This is a genomic window from Dermacoccus sp. PAMC28757 (genome assembly GCF_014302635.1).
GTDB classification, from domain to species: Bacteria; Actinomycetota; Actinomycetes; order Actinomycetales; family Dermatophilaceae; genus Dermacoccus; species Dermacoccus abyssi.
Window position 1 is genome coordinate 1,076,799 of sequence record NZ_CP060292.1, and the last position, 16,516, is coordinate 1,093,314.

The 16,516-nt window shown below is 69.2% G+C and carries 14 protein-coding genes and 1 tRNA gene; 7 read left to right on the forward strand and 8 right to left on the reverse strand.

Translation table 11 applies throughout. The annotated features are described in order from the left end of the window. The first annotated feature begins 43 nt into the window (after positions 1-43). From H7F30_RS05225 to H7F30_RS05245, 5 genes are all read left to right on the forward strand, one after another. On the forward strand, positions 44-835 hold the full coding sequence (locus tag H7F30_RS05225; RefSeq protein WP_187037210.1) for a MerR family transcriptional regulator: 792 nt from the start codon (positions 44-46) through the stop codon (positions 833-835). A 194-nt stretch (positions 836-1,029) separates the two neighbouring features. Further along, entirely contained in the window at positions 1,030-1,731 is a 702-nt protein-coding gene (tmk, locus tag H7F30_RS05230; RefSeq protein ID WP_187037212.1) for a dTMP kinase, read from the forward strand. Further along, entirely contained in the window at positions 1,728-2,912 is a 1,185-nt protein-coding gene (locus H7F30_RS05235) for a DNA polymerase III subunit delta' (RefSeq protein WP_187037213.1), read from the forward strand. Before tmk ends, H7F30_RS05235 begins: the two co-directional genes overlap by 4 nt. A 17-nt stretch (positions 2,913-2,929) precedes the next feature. Continuing rightward, positions 2,930-4,483: an alpha/beta hydrolase gene (locus tag H7F30_RS05240; RefSeq protein WP_187037216.1), complete on the forward strand. Its 1,554-nt coding sequence runs from the start codon at positions 2,930-2,932 to the stop codon at positions 4,481-4,483. 136 nt (positions 4,484-4,619) lie between these two features. Next, positions 4,620-4,693: transfer RNA gene (locus tag H7F30_RS05245), tRNA-Thr, on the forward strand. 79 nt (positions 4,694-4,772) lie between these two features. Here the strand turns inward: H7F30_RS05245 and H7F30_RS05250 are convergent. The 4 genes from H7F30_RS05250 to H7F30_RS05265 all read right to left on the reverse strand — a co-directional run bounded on the left by H7F30_RS05250 (position 4,773) and on the right by H7F30_RS05265 (position 9,022). After that, the gene (locus H7F30_RS05250) at positions 4,773-5,432 is read right to left on the reverse strand and encodes a LysE family translocator (protein ID WP_187037218.1); all 660 of its coding nucleotides are present in this window, start codon (positions 5,430-5,432) and stop codon (positions 4,773-4,775) included. A 19-nt stretch (positions 5,433-5,451) separates the two neighbouring features. Continuing rightward, positions 5,452-5,997 carry a helix-turn-helix domain-containing protein gene (locus tag H7F30_RS05255; RefSeq protein ID WP_187037222.1) on the reverse strand — a complete coding sequence of 182 codons (546 nt, stop codon included), beginning with the start codon at positions 5,995-5,997 and terminating at the stop codon, positions 5,452-5,454. Positions 5,998-6,155: 158 nt separating this feature from the next. Continuing rightward, on the reverse strand, positions 6,156-7,874 hold the full coding sequence (locus H7F30_RS05260) for an AMP-binding protein (RefSeq protein ID WP_187037223.1): 1,719 nt from the start codon (positions 7,872-7,874) through the stop codon (positions 6,156-6,158). Positions 7,875-8,023: 149 nt separating this feature from the next. Continuing rightward, a complete protein-coding gene (locus H7F30_RS05265) occupies positions 8,024-9,022 on the reverse strand; it encodes a bile acid:sodium symporter family protein (RefSeq protein WP_156170380.1) in 999 nt (332 codons plus the stop codon). Positions 9,023-9,161: 139 nt separating this feature from the next. Here H7F30_RS05265 and H7F30_RS05270 point away from each other — a divergent pair, with 139 nt between their 5' ends. After that, the gene (locus H7F30_RS05270; RefSeq protein WP_187037225.1) at positions 9,162-10,511 is read left to right on the forward strand and encodes a nitrate/nitrite transporter; all 1,350 of its coding nucleotides are present in this window, start codon (positions 9,162-9,164) and stop codon (positions 10,509-10,511) included. 37 nt (positions 10,512-10,548) lie between these two features. Here the strand turns inward: H7F30_RS05270 and H7F30_RS05275 are convergent, their stop codons facing one another. The 3 genes from H7F30_RS05275 to H7F30_RS05285 form a co-directional block, all read right to left on the reverse strand. Beyond that, on the reverse strand, positions 10,549-11,718 hold the full coding sequence (locus H7F30_RS05275; RefSeq protein WP_255464965.1) for an MFS transporter: 1,170 nt from the start codon (positions 11,716-11,718) through the stop codon (positions 10,549-10,551). A 155-nt stretch (positions 11,719-11,873) separates the two neighbouring features. Beyond that, entirely contained in the window at positions 11,874-13,061 is a 1,188-nt protein-coding gene (locus H7F30_RS05280; protein ID WP_187037227.1) for a CapA family protein, read from the reverse strand. Between the two features lie 169 nt (positions 13,062-13,230). Then, positions 13,231-13,821: an inorganic diphosphatase gene (locus H7F30_RS05285; RefSeq protein ID WP_187037229.1), complete on the reverse strand. Its 591-nt coding sequence runs from the start codon at positions 13,819-13,821 to the stop codon at positions 13,231-13,233. 83 nt (positions 13,822-13,904) lie between these two features. Here H7F30_RS05285 and dacB point away from each other — a divergent pair, with 83 nt between their 5' ends. After that, entirely contained in the window at positions 13,905-15,305 is a 1,401-nt protein-coding gene (gene dacB, locus H7F30_RS05290; protein WP_187037232.1) for a D-alanyl-D-alanine carboxypeptidase/D-alanyl-D-alanine-endopeptidase, read from the forward strand. A 36-nt stretch (positions 15,306-15,341) separates the two neighbouring features. On the opposite strand, the gene H7F30_RS05295 is transcribed toward dacB, so the two are convergent. Further along, positions 15,342-16,418, reverse strand: a complete 1,077-nt coding sequence (locus tag H7F30_RS05295) for a hypothetical protein (RefSeq protein WP_187037233.1) — start codon at positions 16,416-16,418, stop codon at positions 15,342-15,344. Between the last annotated feature and the right edge of the window lie 98 nt (positions 16,419-16,516).

The window sequence follows — 16,516 nt, forward strand, 5'->3', positions numbered from 1 at the left end:
CCGTGTTTGACCCTCACGCTGCGTGAGGCGGTGGGGTGGTGACATGACCGACGACCTGTTGACGGTGGGCCAAGTGGCCGAACGCTTCGGCATCACGGTGCGCACCCTGCACCACTACGACGCGATCGGCCTCGTCACGCCGAGCGAGCGCAGTTGGGCCGACTACCGGCTGTACTCGCCGGGCGACGTGCAACGTCTCGCCCGCGTCGTTTTGCTGCGGCGTCTCGAGATGCCACTGGCGGACATCGGCGCCGTGTTGGCGGACGACGATGCGCTCACCGAGCAGCTTCGCCGACGCAGGGAGGCGGTCATCGCCAGGCTCGACGAGCTGAACGGGCTCGTGCGGGCCATCGACACCGCATTGACGAAGGAGGAACCGATGAGTGACTACGCCATCACCGAAGGCGAGATGAAGGAGATCTTCGGCACCGGCTACGACGAGAGCTACGACGCGGAAGCCGAGGCCCGCTGGGGCGAGACCGACGCGTACAAGGAGTCGCAGCGCCGCGCGAAGTCGTACACGAAGGAGCAATGGGTTCGCATCAAGGCCGAGGGCGACGCCGTCATGGAGCGGTTCGCGCAGGCCAAGCGTGACGGCGCGGAACCGGGCTCCGAGCAGGCGGACGCCGCGGTCCAGGCGCACCGCGACCACATCGAGACGTGGTTCAACGACGTCCCGCTGCCGATGCTGCGCGGCATGGGTGAGATGTTCAGCGCTGACCCGCGGTTCGCGAAGACCTACGACGACGTCGAGCCCGACCTCGCGCCGTACGTCACCTCGGTGATCACGGCCTACTGCGCCAAGCGGGGTGTGGACGAGAACTGCGGTTCGTGAATTTCTCGGGCGCGGGGTGAGGGCGGACCTCCGCAGGCGTCGGGTGCGGGCGGGGCGCCGTGGCACCTTGCGTCCCCGTAGCGGGGTGGCTGAGGTGCCGACGAGGCGCTCAGGCGCGTTGTGTCCTGACGCGTCGGGCCGCCGCGACCGAGCGGCGATCCGGCGTTGTCGGTGCGCCTCGGTAGGGTGTGCGCATGGCTGACGACGTGCGTGACGAGGAACTGCTCGCCCCCGTGCCCGGCGCGGCCCGCGATGGTGTCAGTGGCAGCGCACGCGCAGGTCTTTTCGTCACGTTCGAAGGCGGCGACGGCGCCGGCAAGACGACGCAGATCGCGCTCGCCCAGGCCTGGCTCGAGGAGCAGGGCCACGCCGTCGTCACGACGCGCGAGCCGGGCGGCACCGAACTCGGAGTCGCGATCCGGCAGCTCATCCTCCACGGCGACCACGTCGCGCCCCGCGCCGAGGCGCTGCTCTACGCGGCCGACCGGGCCCACCACGTCGAGACACTCGTGCGCCCGGCCCTGGAACGCGGCGACGTCATCCTGCAGGACCGGTACATCGACTCGTCCATCGCCTACCAGGGCGCGGGCCGCGCGCTCGACGCCGCCGACATCGAGTCCATCTCACGCTGGGCCACCACCGGCCTCACACCCGACCTCACGGTGCTGCTCGACGTCGACCCGGCTGACGGCCGCGCCCGCCGTGGTGGCCGCGGCGGCGAAGACCGGCTCGAACGCGAGGCTGACGACTTTCACGCGCGCGTGCGCGAACACTTCCTCGCACTCGCCGCTCGCGACGGGGAGCGTTACCTCGTCCTCGACGCTTCGCTGCCGCGTGAGGACATCGCAGCTGCGGTTCGCACCCGACTCGAACAGACCTTGGCGGCGCGTCGATGAGCGTGCAGGCGCCCGAGGTGCGCTCCGTTCCCGGCATTGGCGAAGGCGTGTGGCGTGACCTCGTCGGTCAAGACGACGCCGTCCGCACACTCTCGGAAGCGATCGCCGACCCGCGCCGCATGACGCACGCGTGGCTCCTCACCGGCCCGCCCGGCTCGGGGCGCTCCAACGCGGCCCGCGCGTTCGCGGCCGCGCTCGAGTGCCCACAGGGCGGGTGTGGTGAATGCCGCGAATGCCGCACCACGTTCGACGGTTCTCACGCCGACGTCCAGATCGTCTCGACGAAGGGTCTGACGATCCAGGTCCGCGAGGCCCGCGACCTGGCGCTCGCGGCACAGTCGTCGCCGTCGGTGGGGCGCTGGCGCGTCATCGTCATCGAGGACGCCGACCGCCTCACCGAACGCGCCGCCGACGCCCTGCTCAAGGCCCTCGAGGAGCCTGTGCCGCGCACCGTCTGGCTGCTGTGTGCGCCGAGCGTCGAGGACGTCATCGTCACGATCCGCAGCCGGTCTCGTCACGTGCGCCTGCGCATCCCTCCGGTCGAGGCGGTGGCCGAACTTCTCGTGCGCCGCGACGGAGTCGACGTGGCCATGGCCACGTACGCGGCCCGCGCCGCGCAGTCGCACATCGGCATCGCCCGCCGACTCGCGCGTGACGAAGGCGCTCGGATCCGCCGACGGGAGACCCTCCTGCTCGCCCTGTCCATCCGCGGGCTCGGTGACGCACTCAAGGCCGCCGCCGACCTCGCGTCGATCGCCGAGGACGAATCCGGCGCGTCGTCGGGGGAGCGCAACGCCCAGGAGAAAGCGAAGCTGCTCGAGCAGTTGGGCGCCGACACGTCGGCGAGAACCCAACCCCCGCACGTGCGTTCGGCGATCAATCAGCTCGAGAAGGAGCAGAAGACGCGGGCAACGCGATTCGCGCGTGACGTCGTCGACCGCGCCCTCATCGACCTCGCCTCGATGTACCGCGACGCCATGGTCGTGCGCTGGGGTAAGCCGGTCGACCTCGTCAACGCCGACATCGTCGGTGAGGTCGAACAGCTCGCGCGGGCGCTGACACCCGAGCAACTTCTGCTCGCCCTCGACGCCATCGCCACCGCACGCGAACGCATCGCCGCCAACGTGCCGCCTCTGCTCGCGCTCGAAGCCATGTGCATCGCGCTCGAACTTCCCCTGTAACGCCCCGAGGAGACCCCATGACCCGACGTTCCACCTCCCGCTCGCTGCGCGTGGCCCTCGCGGCGGCCGGCGCGCTGACGCTGGTGGCCGGTTGTAGCTCGTCGTCGTCGCACTCCGAGGCAACCGGGGCGGGCAGTGCCACCACGTCGGCATCGAAGGCCGGGCCTGCTCCGTCGGGTCTGCAGTCGTTCTACTCCCAGAAGCTCGAGTGGGAGAAGTGCGACGAGGGCGAGTGCGCGAAGCTGCGCGTGCCCATCGACTACGCCAAGCCGAGCGGTGCCACGATCGAGATCGCGGTCAACCGCCAGAAAGCCACCGGCACGAAGAAGGGGTCGCTCGTCGTCAACCCGGGTGGACCCGGCGCCTCGGGTGTCGACTATGCCGCGGCCGCCGACAGCATCGTCAGTTCGGGCGTGCGCGAGAGCTTCGACGTCGTCGGCTTCGACCCGCGGGGCGTTCAGCGTTCGGCGGCCATCACGTGCGTCGGCGACGCCGAGCTCGACGATCTTCTCGGTGCCGATCCGTCACCCGACAACGCGGCAGAGCAGAAGGAACTGCTCGCCGCCGACAAGTCCTTCGCCGACGCCTGCAAGAAGAACGCCGGCCCGCTGCTCGGCCACGTCTCCACCGAGGAGGCGGCCAAGGACATGGACGTTCTGCGCGCGGCCCTCGGCGAGGACAAGCTCGACTACCTCGGAAAGTCGTACGGAACGTTCCTCGGAGCCTCCTACGCCGAGCAGTTCCCGAAGAAGGTCGGGCGCATGGTGCTCGACGGGGTGCTGCCGCCCGACCTCACGATGGCCGAGCTCAACGCCGGACAGGCCAAGGGATTCGAAACGGCACTGGACGCCTACCTCGCCTCCTGCACGAAGGAATCCGACTGCCCCCTCGGTTCGGAACCGGCGGCCGGCAAGAAGAAGCTCCAGGAGTTCCTCGCGGGCCTCGACGACAAGACCGTTCGCGCCGAGGGTGACTCGCGCATCGATCGACTCACCGAGGGGTGGGCCGTCAACGGCATCGCCGCGGGCCTCTACGACGAGGCCAGCTGGCCGGGCCTGACGGATGCGTTGCGCGGGGCGATGAACGGTGACGGGACGCTCTTACTCGCCTCGGGCAAGCAGTACGCCGAGCGCAACGACGACGGCACCTACAACGGCAACATCATGCAGGTCATCAACGCCGTCACCTGCCTCGACCGCCCGGCCCCGACGGGCGGCGTCGCGACGTACGAAAAGGAAACGAAGGCGCTCGCCAAGGACGCCCCGACCTGGGGCTCGCAGCTCGCCTGGGCCGGCGCCATCTGCGCGGACTGGCCGGTCAAGGCCACGGGTGAGGCCAAGTCGGTCAAGGCGGCGGGCTCCGGACCGATCGTCGTCGTCGGCACGACCCGCGACCCGGCCACGCCGTACGAGTGGAGCGAGCGCCTCGAGAAGCAGCTCGAGAACGGGCGTCTCGTGAGCTACGACGGTGACGGTCACACGGCCTACGGCCGCGGCTCCGAGTGCGTCGACTCAGCCATCGACTCCTACCTGCTCGAAGGCAAGAACCTTCCGGAGAAGACCACCTGCTGAGGGTCGTCCTCCGGCTCTTTTCGCGACACCCGTTCGACGGGTGGGCGAGCGCGTGGAGGGCCCCCGCAATTCGCGTTCGCCTGCGTCCTCGTGTAATGTCTAGCCTCGCTGCCGGAGATTCTCCGAGCCCAGCGGTGCCGCTTTAGCTCAGTCGGCCAGAGCGTCTCACTCGTAATGAGAAGGTCGTCGGTTCGATTCCGACAAGCGGCTCAGCGCACGAAAGCCCCCAGGTCTCACCTGGGGGCTTTCGTCATGTCGGGGCAACCGCCTCCGTCCGCTGCGGCGAAGCTCACGCCTTCGCGGCGAGCGAGACGCCGATGACGGTGAACACGCCACCCACCGCGCCGTCGATACGGCGGGCTGCGCGGCGATAGCCGTTCGCGACGCGTTCGCCGGACGCAATCCACGCGAGGCTCGCGAACCACGCGAACGTGACGCCGACGATGGTGGCGAAGACCTCGAGCTGGGCGAGCAACGGCGAACCGTGCGGCACGATCGAGGCGAGCAGGGCGCCGAAGAAGACGAGGGCCTTCGGGTTGGCCACGTTCGTCACGAGGCCGATGCGGTACGCCTTCCACACGCTGCGGGTCGCGAGGGGTGCTGACGCAGCGGCCGCATTGGCTGCGGGAGTCTCGTCGTCGTCATCGTTGTTGTTGCTGCTGCGGCGCAGGCTCCACAGGATGCGCAGGCCGTACCCGATGAGGAACGCCGCGCCCAGGTAACGCACGACCTTGTAGGCGGCCTCGTACTGGGCGAAGACCACGGCGAGGCCGGTGAGGGCGAGCACGACCCACAGGGCGATGCCGGTCGTCACGCCGGCGGCGACGAACAGCCCTTTACGGCGACCCGAGGTTGCCGAGGTGCGCATGACGGCGAGGAAGTCGGGCCCGGGGGAGGCGACGGCGACGATCCAGGCCGACAGCAGGGTGAGCCAGGTGGCGAGGGACAAGGGTGCTCCTTCTGGGTGATCAGCCGAGCGTGGGCGTGGCGAAGACGAAGTGCATCTCGGCCCCCTCGGGGCCGGCGATGTAGCGGTGGGGTGCGTCCCCGGGGAACGCGACGAGGTCGCCGGGCTCCAGATCGACGGGGGCGTCCGTGGGGCCGGCCCGCAGCGAGCCGCTCACGAGGATGATGTGTTCGACCGTGCCGGGAGTGTGCGGAACGCCGTCGAAGACGTCGCCGGGCGGCATGTGCAGACGCCAGATCTCGAGGCTGCGGCCTCCGCCGACGCGCGCGAGGAACTGACGGGTGAACTCGTCGTGTGGTGCGGGTTCGGCGCGCACGACGGTGACCTGGCCGGTGGGCTGAACCGTGAGCAGGTCGGTGAGCGGGATGCCGAGGGCTCGCGCCAGGGCGTCGAGCGTGTCGAGCGTCGGGTTGCCGCGCCCCGCCTCGAGATTCGACAGGGTGCCCTTGCCGAGATCAGCGCGTCGCGCGAGCTCGGTGAGGGAGAACCCTCGCTGCTCGCGGCGCAGCTTGATCTGCGCTCCGACGCGTTCACTCAGGTAGGCCATGTGTTCACTTTAGCGAACGTTTCGTTCGGCGGATAGTGCGATCTGTGTGTGATGGGTCTCGTCATGTGGCGCGTTGGCACCTCAGTCGGCGCCGGGCGTAAAGCGACCCTCCCCCGAGCCGTCATCCGTGGCCCGGGGGAAGGGTCGCCGCAGCGCCGTCAGCCGCGCAGGCTGGGGAAGTCCTCGTCGCGGAACTCGCCCTCGGGCCGCTCGTGGGCGTCGGCCAGCTCGTTCTCGCGGCCGCGTAGTTCGACGCGTCGGATCTTGCCCGAGATCGTCTTCGGCAGTTCGGCGAACTCGAGGCGACGCACGCGTTGCCACGGCGCCAGGCGCTCGCGGGCGAACGCGAAGATGCTCTCCGCCGTCGCCGCGTCACCGTCGTGACCGTCGACGAGAACGAGGTAGGCCTTCGGGACGGCAAGCCGCACCGCATCCGGTGCCGGCACGATGGCTGCCTCGGCGACCGCCGGGTGCTCGATGAGCACCGACTCCAACTCGAACGGGCTGATCTTGTAGTCGCTCGCCTTGAACACGTCGTCGGTGCGCCCGACGTAGCTGATGTAGCCCTCGTCGTCGATCGTCGCGACATCCCCGGTGTGGTAGTAACCGCCCTCCATCGCCTCGGCGTTGCGCTTCTCGTCGCCGAGGTAGCCGGTCATGAGCGAGAGCGGCCGGTCGGACAGGTCGAGGCAGATCTCGCCCTCGCCGGCGCCCTCGACGCGCTCACCCGTCATCGGGTCGACGATGACGACCGGGATGCCCGGCAGCGCCCGGCCCATGGACCCCGGCTTCACCGTGGAGCCGGGGGTGTTGCCGACGGACGCCGTCATCTCGGTCTGGCCGTAGCCGTCGCGGATCGTGAGACCCCACGCCTTCTCGACGCGGGAGATGACCTCCGGGTTGAGCGGCTCGCCCGCGCCGATGAGTTCGCGCAGCGATCCCTTGCCGCCCGAGAGGTCGGCGTTGATGAGCATGCGCCACACCGTGGGAGGCGCGCAGAACGTCGTCACCTCGCGGCTGCGCAGCTGCTCCAGCAGGGCGCCGGGGGAGAAGCGCGTGTAGTTGTAGACGAAGATCGTCGCCTCCGCGATCCACGGCGCGAAGAAACACGACCACGCGTGCTTGGCCCACCCCGGACTGGAGATGTTGAGGTGCACGTCGCCCGGTTCGAGACCGAGCCAGTACATCGTCGACAGGTGACCCAGCGGGTACGACGACTGCGTGTGCTCGACGAGCTTCGGCCGGCTCGTCGTGCCGGACGTGAAGTAGTAGAGCAGCGGGTCGCTCGGCGCGGTGCCCGGGTGCTCGAGCGGGGTGGCGCCCTCGACGTTCGCGTAGGCGGCGCGCATGTCCTGCCAGCCGTCGCTCTCGCCGACGGAGATGCGCGTGTACGTGCCGGGCACGGAGGAGAACTTGTCGGTGTCCGCAGCGTTCGCGATGACGTGCTTGACGCCGCCGCGCTCGATGCGGTCGACGAGATCGCTCGGCCCGACGGCCGTCGTCGTCGGCATGATGATGGCGCCCAGCTTCATCGCGGCGAGCATGACGTCCCACAGCTCGACCTGGTTGGCGAGCATGACGATGACGGGGTCGCCCCGGCGTACGCCTCGTTCGGCGAGCCACGCCCCGATGGCATCGGAGCGGCGCGCCATCTCGTCGAACGTCGCCTCCTGCGACGAGCCGTCTTCCTCGAGGATGACGAGTGCCTTCGCGTCGTTGCCGCGCGCGACGACGTCGAACCAGTCGTGCGCCCAGTTGAAGCGCTCGCCCAGGTCGGGCCACGTGAACGAGGCGGCGGCTTCGTCGTGCTTGCCGCGAAGGGCCAGCAGCTCGTCCCGGGCCTGGCGATAGCGGGTGGTGGCAACGTTCTCGCTCATGCTCGGCACCTTGCCAAAGCCGGAATGGGTTACGGGCGAGTACACGTGAGGTGAATCACGTCGGCCATGGCCCGGTGTGTGAGCTCCGGTCCGTCCGGTGACCAGCGCAGCTCACAGAACGAGTCACGACTCACATCACGGTCGGGTGCTCAGTCGCGCACCGGCCGGCGCGCGAACCACGCGGCGAGCACGGCGCCCGAGACGTTGTGCCACACGGAGAACACGGCCGACGGCAGCGCGGCGAGCGGGGAGAAGTGCACCTTCGCCAGCGTCGCGGCAAGGCCGGAGTTCTGCATGCCCACCTCGAAGGCGAGCGCGCGGCGGGCCTTCGCGTCGAGGCCCGCGAAGCGCGCTGCGAGGTAGCCCAGGCCGAGCCCGAAGCCGTTGTGCAACACGACCGCGAGGAACACGATGCCGCCGACGGAGGCGAGCTTGCCGGCGCTTCCTGCAACGACGATCGCGACGATCCAGGCGATGACGACGGCGCTCACCCACGGCAGGGCCGGAGCGATGGCGCGCACGCCGGCGTCCTTGATGACGAGACGGACGACGACGCCGAGCACGATCGGCACGAGCACCGTCTTGACGATGTCCACCATCATCGAGCCTGCGTCGACGTGGAGGTACGACCCGGCGAGCAGCGCCGTCAGTGCAGGCGTGACGACGGGTGCCACAAGTGTCGAGACGGTGGCCACCGACACACCGAGCGCGACGTCGCCCTTCGACAGGAACGTCATGACGTTCGACGCCGTGCCGCTCGGCGCACATCCGACGAGGATGAGACCCACGGCCAGCTCCGGTGAGAGCGCGAGCGCGTGCGCGATGACCCACCCGGCTCCCGGCATGATGACGTAGTGGGCCACCAGCCCGATGAGCACGGCCCAGGGGCGGCGCATGACGGCGGCGAAGTCGTGTGGTGTGAGCGTGAGACCCATCGTGAACATCACGACGCCGAGCAGGTACGGCACCCATGTGGCGTGCGGCGTGAAAAGGCCGGGCTGGGTGTAGCCCCACGCGCCTGCGATGACGACGACAATCGGCAGGGCCGTCACCGCCACGAGTGCGGCGCGACGCTGCTTCGGCGTCTCGACGGCGGCCGCCCCGGAGGTCGAGGAGGGCGCGTTGCTGCGCTCGGAGGCCATCGTCATCCCATCGGTCGTCGGGCATATGCCGAACCGGGCACACGCGGGGTGGCCTCGTTCCACCCGATCCACCGCGTGCGGGCGCATCGGGTGCGCTGAGACACTGACGCGAGAATATCGGAAGGCGAACTAAGGTGGAGGCGTCATGACGAGCACGCCCGCACCCGCCCCCGAACCCCGCCTCCTCGCACCGCTCGGCGGCCGACGCGCGTGGGCGATCTGGGGAGCGGCGGTCGCCGTCTATGTGCTCGCTGTCTTCCACCGCACATCGCTCGGGGTGGCGGGCATCATGGCGGCCGAGCGGTTCGGCATCAGCTCCTCGCAGCTCGCGACCTTCGCCATGGTCCAACTGCTCGTCTACGCGGCGATGCAGGTGCCCGTCGGGGCCGCGCTCGACCAGTACGGCTCACGCATCCTCCTGGCCGCCGGTGCCCTGACGATGACGGCCGGGCAGGCCTGGTTCGCCTTCGCTCACACCTTCGCGGCAGGGTTGGGCGCCCGCGTCCTCGTCGGCATGGGCGACGCGATGATCTTCGTCTGCGTCCTGCGCATCGCCGCGCTGTGGTTCCCGCCGATGCGAGCGCCGCTCGTCACCCAGATCACCGGTTTCGCCGGCCAGATCGGTGCGTTGCTCGCGGCGGGTCCGCTCGCCGCGGCGCTCCACGCGCTGGGGTGGGAGACGACCTACCTCATCGCCGCTGCCCTGGGTCTCGTGCTCGGCCTCGTCATGTGGTTCGTCGTCGTCGACAGCCCGAACCTCGACAAACGGCGCGACACCGTCAGGCTGCGGGCGGTTGCCCGGGTGCTCGGCGAGGTCTGGCGCGAGCCGGGCACACGCCTGGGCCTGTGGACCCACTTCACCGCACAGTTCGCGATGAACGTGTTCGTCCTCCTGTGGGGTTTCCCGTTCCTCACGAAGGGTCAGGGCCTGTCCGAGGCGACGGCGAGCACATTGCTGTCCCTCATGGTCGTGACGATCATCGTGGCGAGTCCGGTGCTGGGCATGTACACGGCGCGGATGCCACACCGTCGCTCCGTCGTCGTCATGACGCTCATCGGCGTCATCATCGCGCTGTGGAGCGTCGTGCTCGCGTGGCCCGGGAGGGCGCCGCTGTGGCTGCTCGTCCTGCTGTGCATCGCCGTGTCGCTCGGCGGGCCGGGCTCCATGGTCGGCTTCGACATGGCCCGCTCCTTCAACGCGCCCACCCGCCTCGGCAGTGCCAACGGCATCGTCAACGTCGGCGGCTACGTCGCGTCCGTGACGTGCATCGTCCTCATCGGCCTCGTGCTCGACCACGTCGCCCCCGGCGGCCCGGCGACGTACGACGCGGGCTCCTTCCGCGCAGCGATGAGCGTGCAGTATCTCGTCTGGGCCTTCGGCCTCGCGATGATGTGGCGCTCGCGGCGTCGCACGCATGCCGTCGTCCTCGCCGATGACGCCTACGCCCACCTGCGTGCGGGCGTCCCGAGCAGGCGGCGACGCACGGGCGCCTGACCCGCCATCGGCGCGGGCCCACGTCGGCCGCACAGACTCAGGCGAGCTCGTCGTCGACGTATCCCGAACGGGCGAGCACCAGTCCGGCGGCGGTCATGATGACGCCGGTCCCCATGAGGAGCAGCAGGACGAGGGTCCATCCGCCGACGAGTTCGTGCACGATTCCCACAGCCACGGGCCCGACGCCGGCGATGACGTACCCGATGGGCTGGACGAAGCCGCTCACCTGGGCGGTGATGCGCGGATTGCGGGTGCGTGCGGTGATCATGGCGATGGCACCGGGGAAGCTCCACCCGGAGATGCCGAGCATGAGCGCCCACAGCCACGGGGTGCTGGCCGGTGCGAGGAGCAGCCCGAAGTAGCCGCCCAACAGGAGCGCGCCGAGAACGAGCACCATCACCGTCATGAGTCCACGTCGGTTGACGACGCTGGGCATGATGAGCCCGCCGAAAATGCCGAGCGAGGCGATGAGCGCGAGCCAGGATCCCGCTTCGACGTTCGACAGGCCGGCGTCACGCCACACCTGCGGAAGCCACCCGAACTGGACGTAGGCATTCATCGACTGCATCCCGAAGTACACGCACATCAAGACGGCGGTGCGCGAGGCTCGCAGGCGGACCGGGGGCGCCGCCGGCGGCACGGTGTGATGGGCGAACGTTCGTCGCTCGCGCCCGGTCAGGGCCAGCCAGGGGATGACGGCGATGCCCGCGACGAGGCCCCACAGCGCCAGGGATCCTCGCCACCCGCCGGGCGCGCTCTGGGCGACGGGCGCGGCGAAAAGCGAGCCGAGCGAGCCGCCGATCGCCAGGCCGGTGCTGTAGATCGTCATGCCGCGGGTGCCGCCGTCGCTCGAATGCCGCTTGATCCAGGCCGGCGCGAGGATGTTGCCGAGGGCCATGCCGGCGAGCGCGAGCGTCGACAACAGGAGGAAACCGACGCCGTTGCCCGTGAGGGAACGCAGAAGGAGGCCGGTCGTGATGGCGACGAGGCCCGCAGCGACACCCGCCGTCACGCCGATGCGCTTGGCCAGCGTGACGGCGAGCGCGCCGACGAGGCCGAAGCACAGGCAGGGCAGAGCCGTCATGAGCCCCGCGACGGTGGCGCTGAGCCCGACGTCGTCACGCACCTCCTCGAGGACCGGTCCGACGGAGGCGGCCCCGGGGGGGAGGTTGATCGAGACGAGAGCGACGCCGAGCGTCCCGAGCACGCCGACACCGGTGATCGCCAGCCGGGAGCGTCTCGCGATGATCTCGGGTTAGCGGTGGTCGGCGCTGCTCACCCGCTCAATGTTAGGCGAGCGGGTGCTCGCCGTCGGCGCATTCCATAGCGTGGGTAAGGATCTGGCCCCGGTGACCTGCCGGCTCAGCTCGCGGGCTTCGCGTCACAGCTCGGCAGGGCCGACATCGTCGACGTGACGCGCTGGTAGGCCTCGGGGTTCTGCGTCGGCGTCGCGAGCTGCACCTCGTAATCGCCGATGCGCACGTGCGTCGGTGAGTAGGTGAGCTTCTGCGCGAGCTTGCCGTCCTTGCCGCGGCTGAGAGCGACGTCGACGATCATGCCGTCCTGCGTCGCCGGCTTGAGCGAGGGGTTGACGCTCGGGCTCTGATTGCTGATGAAGTTGCCCATGCCGTAGACGACGTACTTGCCGTTGATCTTCTCGCAAGGCTGAGCGACGTGGACGTGCGTGCCGAGGATGAGGTCCACCTCCGGTGACTCGAGGAGCTTCTTGGCCAACTCCCGCTGCTCCGGGCTCGCGTCCGAGCTGTACTCCGGGCCCCAGTGCATGCTGAGGACGACGACGTCGGCGCCGTCGGCCTTCGCCTTGCGCGCGTCGGCGAGGATGCCCTCGGCCTTGACGACGGGGAACTGCCAGTACTTGAACCACGGCAGATCCGCGGGCACGCGCGTGTTGGACGCGGCCTCGTTGCCCGTCGTGTACGAGTAGGCGAGATGGGCGACCTTGAGGCCCTTGACGTCGTAGGTGACGGGCTTCTGGGCGTCGGTGTTCTCCGGTGACGGGCCCTGGTTCTTCAGCCCGGCGTCGTCGAGCACCTTCTTCGTCGATGCGACACCCGCGAGGCCGCGGTCGACGACGTGGTTTCCGACGCGGTCGCAGCCGTCGAAGCCGGTGCGCTTGAGCGTGCCGGCCACCTCGTGCGGCACGTTGAACGACATCGTCGCCGGAATCGAGAGGTTCGTGTTGTCGACCGACAGCGGCGTTTCCATGTGGCAGATCGCGAGGTCGAGGTCGCTGATCGGCTTCTTCACCGCGGCGAACATCGGGTCGAAGTCATAGCCCGACCCACCCGCGTTGGCCTTCGCACGATCACGCACCGGTGTGTGGACGAGAATGTCGCCCGAGCCGCCGACGTGGACGACCTCGCCGTGCGGCAGGCCCGCGCTCGACGATGACGCCGAGGTGTTCGTCTCCGATGATGTGTTCGTGCCGTCACCGGAGCGAGCGGTATCCGCGCCGTCGCCCGAAGTGCAGGCGACCGTCAGTGCGAGGACGGCCGTGGACATGATGATGCTGCGTGTCGTTCTCCCCATACCTGAAGGCTACGGATCTTCGGTGACGGGGGAAGGGTTGAGGCGCAAGAGATGTCGGGCGGCCAATCCGGATCGGCCCCGTCGGGCCATGCGCGCCCCAACGAGCGACGCGGGGTGCCCCTCATCGATGAGGGGCACCCCGCGTCGTCGGTGCAGCGAAGACGGCGGGTCAGGCCTCCGGCTTGTCCGCCTGGCTGTCGCCGGGTGCCTTGTCGATCGAGCGCTCGGTCTCGTGGGCGCCGTGACCCGGCATCGCCCAGCGGGCCGTCGTCATGCCCTCGGCCTTGGCGCGCTTGAGAGCGTCCTCGACCGTCTTGGCAGCCTCGTCGGAACCGACCCAGTGCGAGCCCTCCTCGACGGACTTGCCCGGCTCGAGCGCCTTGTAGGTCTCGAAGAAGTGCTGCATCTCGCTGAGCGTGAAGTCCGAGATGTCCTTGATGTCCGTGACGTGGTCCTGACGCGGGTCACCCGCGGGCACGCACAGGATCTTGTCGTCGCCACCGGCCTCGTCGACCATCTTGAAGACGCCGATCGAGCGGGCACGCACGACACAACCGGGGAACGTGGGCTCGTCGATGAGCAGCAGCGCATCCAGCGGGTCGCCGTCCTCGCCGAGGGTGTCCTCGATGTAGCCGTAGTCGGCCGGGTAGTGCATCGCCGTGAAGAGGATGCGGTCCAGACGGATGCGACCGGTCTCGTGGTCGATCTCGTACTTGTTGCGCGTGCCGCGCGGAATCTCGATGGTGACGTCGAACTCCATGGTTCGTGGCCCTCCGATAGCTGGTGTAATAGTCCCTGCTCAGTGTTCCGTACTGGGACGGCGAATGGGAAACGAGGGTGTCGATGTCGGCGAAGAAGTGGGCGAGCGCTGGGCTCGTCGTCGCACTTCTCGGCGGGTACGCCACTCTGGACGCCTTCGATGTGGCGCCTGGCGTCCTCACTCTCGAGCGTGGCAACGAACCGCGCACCGTCACCCACGAGGGCACGACGTACGAGCCTGTGCGCGGCGTCTCGTCGGCGCCTGCGCTGCCCACCGCCGCGAACGGCCCGGCGCCGTCGGCCGATGCAGTCAAGAGGAGCGTCGAGACGTCCCTCAAGAGCACGTGGTTGGGGCCGACGACGGCCGTCACGGTGCGGGACGCCGACACGGGTGAGGTTCTCTACGAGCACGATTCGAACAAGGCGACGACGCCCGCGTCCGTGACGAAGCTGGCGTCGGCGTTCGCCGTCGCTCACAGCGACCTTCCCCTCGAGAAGGGGCTGAAGACCCGCACCACACTGAGCGGGACGACCCTGACGCTCGTCGGCGGCGGCGACATGGTTCTCGCGCCGGGTGCGGGCGACGGCTCCAAGATCGCAGGGCACGCGGGGCTCGGCGATCTCGCTGCGTCGACGGCGGCGCAGCTGAAGAAGCGCGGCCTGACGTCGGTCACCCTCGACACGAACACCTCCTACGCCGACGGCCCCGACACGGCGAAGGGGTGGGAGGAAGGCTTCCTCTCCTACGGGTTCACCGCCCGCATCTCCACGCTCGCGCTCGCGGACGACCGCGCCGACAACCGCACGCCGGCCGTGGCCGACCCGACGAAGAACGCCGCCGACGCGTTCACGCGTGAACTCGCGAAGCGCGGCATCAAGGCCACCTACGGCAGGAACGTGAAGACCGCGACGAGCGGCACGGAGCTCGCGTCCGTGGAATCGGCTCCTGTGCTCGACCTGCTCGGGCTCGCACTGCAGGACTCGGACAACGCGATGACCGAATCCCTCGCGCGCCAGGCCGCGGCAGCCGAAGGAGTCCACGGCGACAGCACGGTTGTCGGAACCTGGGTGACGACGAAGTTGAAGGACGCGGGTGTCGACGTCTCCGGCATGAAGCTCGCCGACGCGAGCGGTCTCTCCAAGGGGACGACGCTGCCGGTGCGCATCATCGGCGACATCCTGTCGCGAGCCACGAGCGGCAAGGATGCGAAGTACGCGGAGGTCGTCTCGCGGCTGCCCGTGTCGGCGTGGAACGGAACGCTGCACGACCGCTACACGCGTACCGAGTCCGAGGCCGGCGCAGGCCTCGTGCATGCGAAGACGGGCTCGTTGACGGGCGTCTCGTCGCTGGCCGGTGAACTGCGTACGGTCGGTGGTCACCGTCTCGTCTTCGCCGTGACGACGAACGGTGACTTCCCCGAGGGGCCGGTGGGCGCGAAAACGGCCGTCGACCACCTCGTCGCCCAGTTGACGACATTGAAGTGATCGACGGCCGTTCGTGCGTGGCCCTCGAGGCGAGGGTCAGCCGCGGCGGCGGCGAGTGGCGAAGGCTCCGGCTCCGATGAGACCGGCTCCGGCGAGGGCGCCGACGCCCCAGACCGTCGAGTTGTCACCGTCGTTGTAGTCGGTGTTCACCTTCGGGCCCTCCGAGGCCTTCGGCGCGGAACCCTGCGCGGGGGCAGCGCCCGACTTCGTCGGCGTCGAACCCGTGGGGGCCTGCGGCGTCGTGGTCGAGCCGCCGTTCGTGGCACCGGGGATCGTCACGTTGACTGATCTGCTGATCTGCTGACCGGCGCCGCCGGTGCAGACGGTGGCGTTCAGCGTCACCCTGTAGGTGCCCGGGCCGGCGAAGCGGAAGGTGGCGGGGTCACCGGTCAGCGCCGACGTGTTCATCGGCACCGAACCCGACGTCGTGCAGGCGGCAACGCCGCTGTCACCCGCCGCATTGCCGGTGATCTGGGTCGCACCCTTGGGCGCCACCAGGCTGAAGCTGATTGGCAGGGCCACTCGTTCGCGCTTCCCCCCGATGAGCATCTCGTGCTGGGTGCCGGTGAGGTAGGGCGTGAGCGTCGCGGTGTTGCCCTTGACGGTGTAGCGGATGTGCGGGGTCACGCCGACCTTGGCCGGCGTGGTCGTCGTCGTACCGTCGGCTCCGACGGTGACCTTGTACTTCTTCGTCAACCCGTCGTTGCCCGTGGTGCCGCAGTAGTAGCCGGTGACCGTGATCGTGTACGTTCCCGGCTTCGCGTAGGTGTGCTTGAGGCCCGTGACCTTGTCCTTGAACGTGGTCGTCTCACCGGACGAAGCGCAGGTCGAGCCGCCCATGCCGTCGCCTCCGGTGACCGGCGTACCGTCGCCGTAATCGATGTCGAAGCCCGCGGACTCACCGTCCGAGTAGGCCTTGCCGTCGGCCATCTTCATGAACTGGGAGCCCTCGCCGAGGTAGGTGAGGGTGACGGTGTTTCCGCTGACCTTCGTGGTGACTTCCACGTTGATGCCGGGAACGTTCGTACCTGCGTGAGCCGGAGCGGCGAGGGCCATGATTCCCATGGCGGACGCGGCAGCGACGGTGGGGGCCATGCGCGATGTGCGGAACATGATGACTCCTTGGGTTGGGAGCGGCGCCTTGTGCGTCGGCTACAGGAGTGAGACGCGACACACTCGTGGTCGGGTTCCGTCGAAAGGCGGAGATTTTC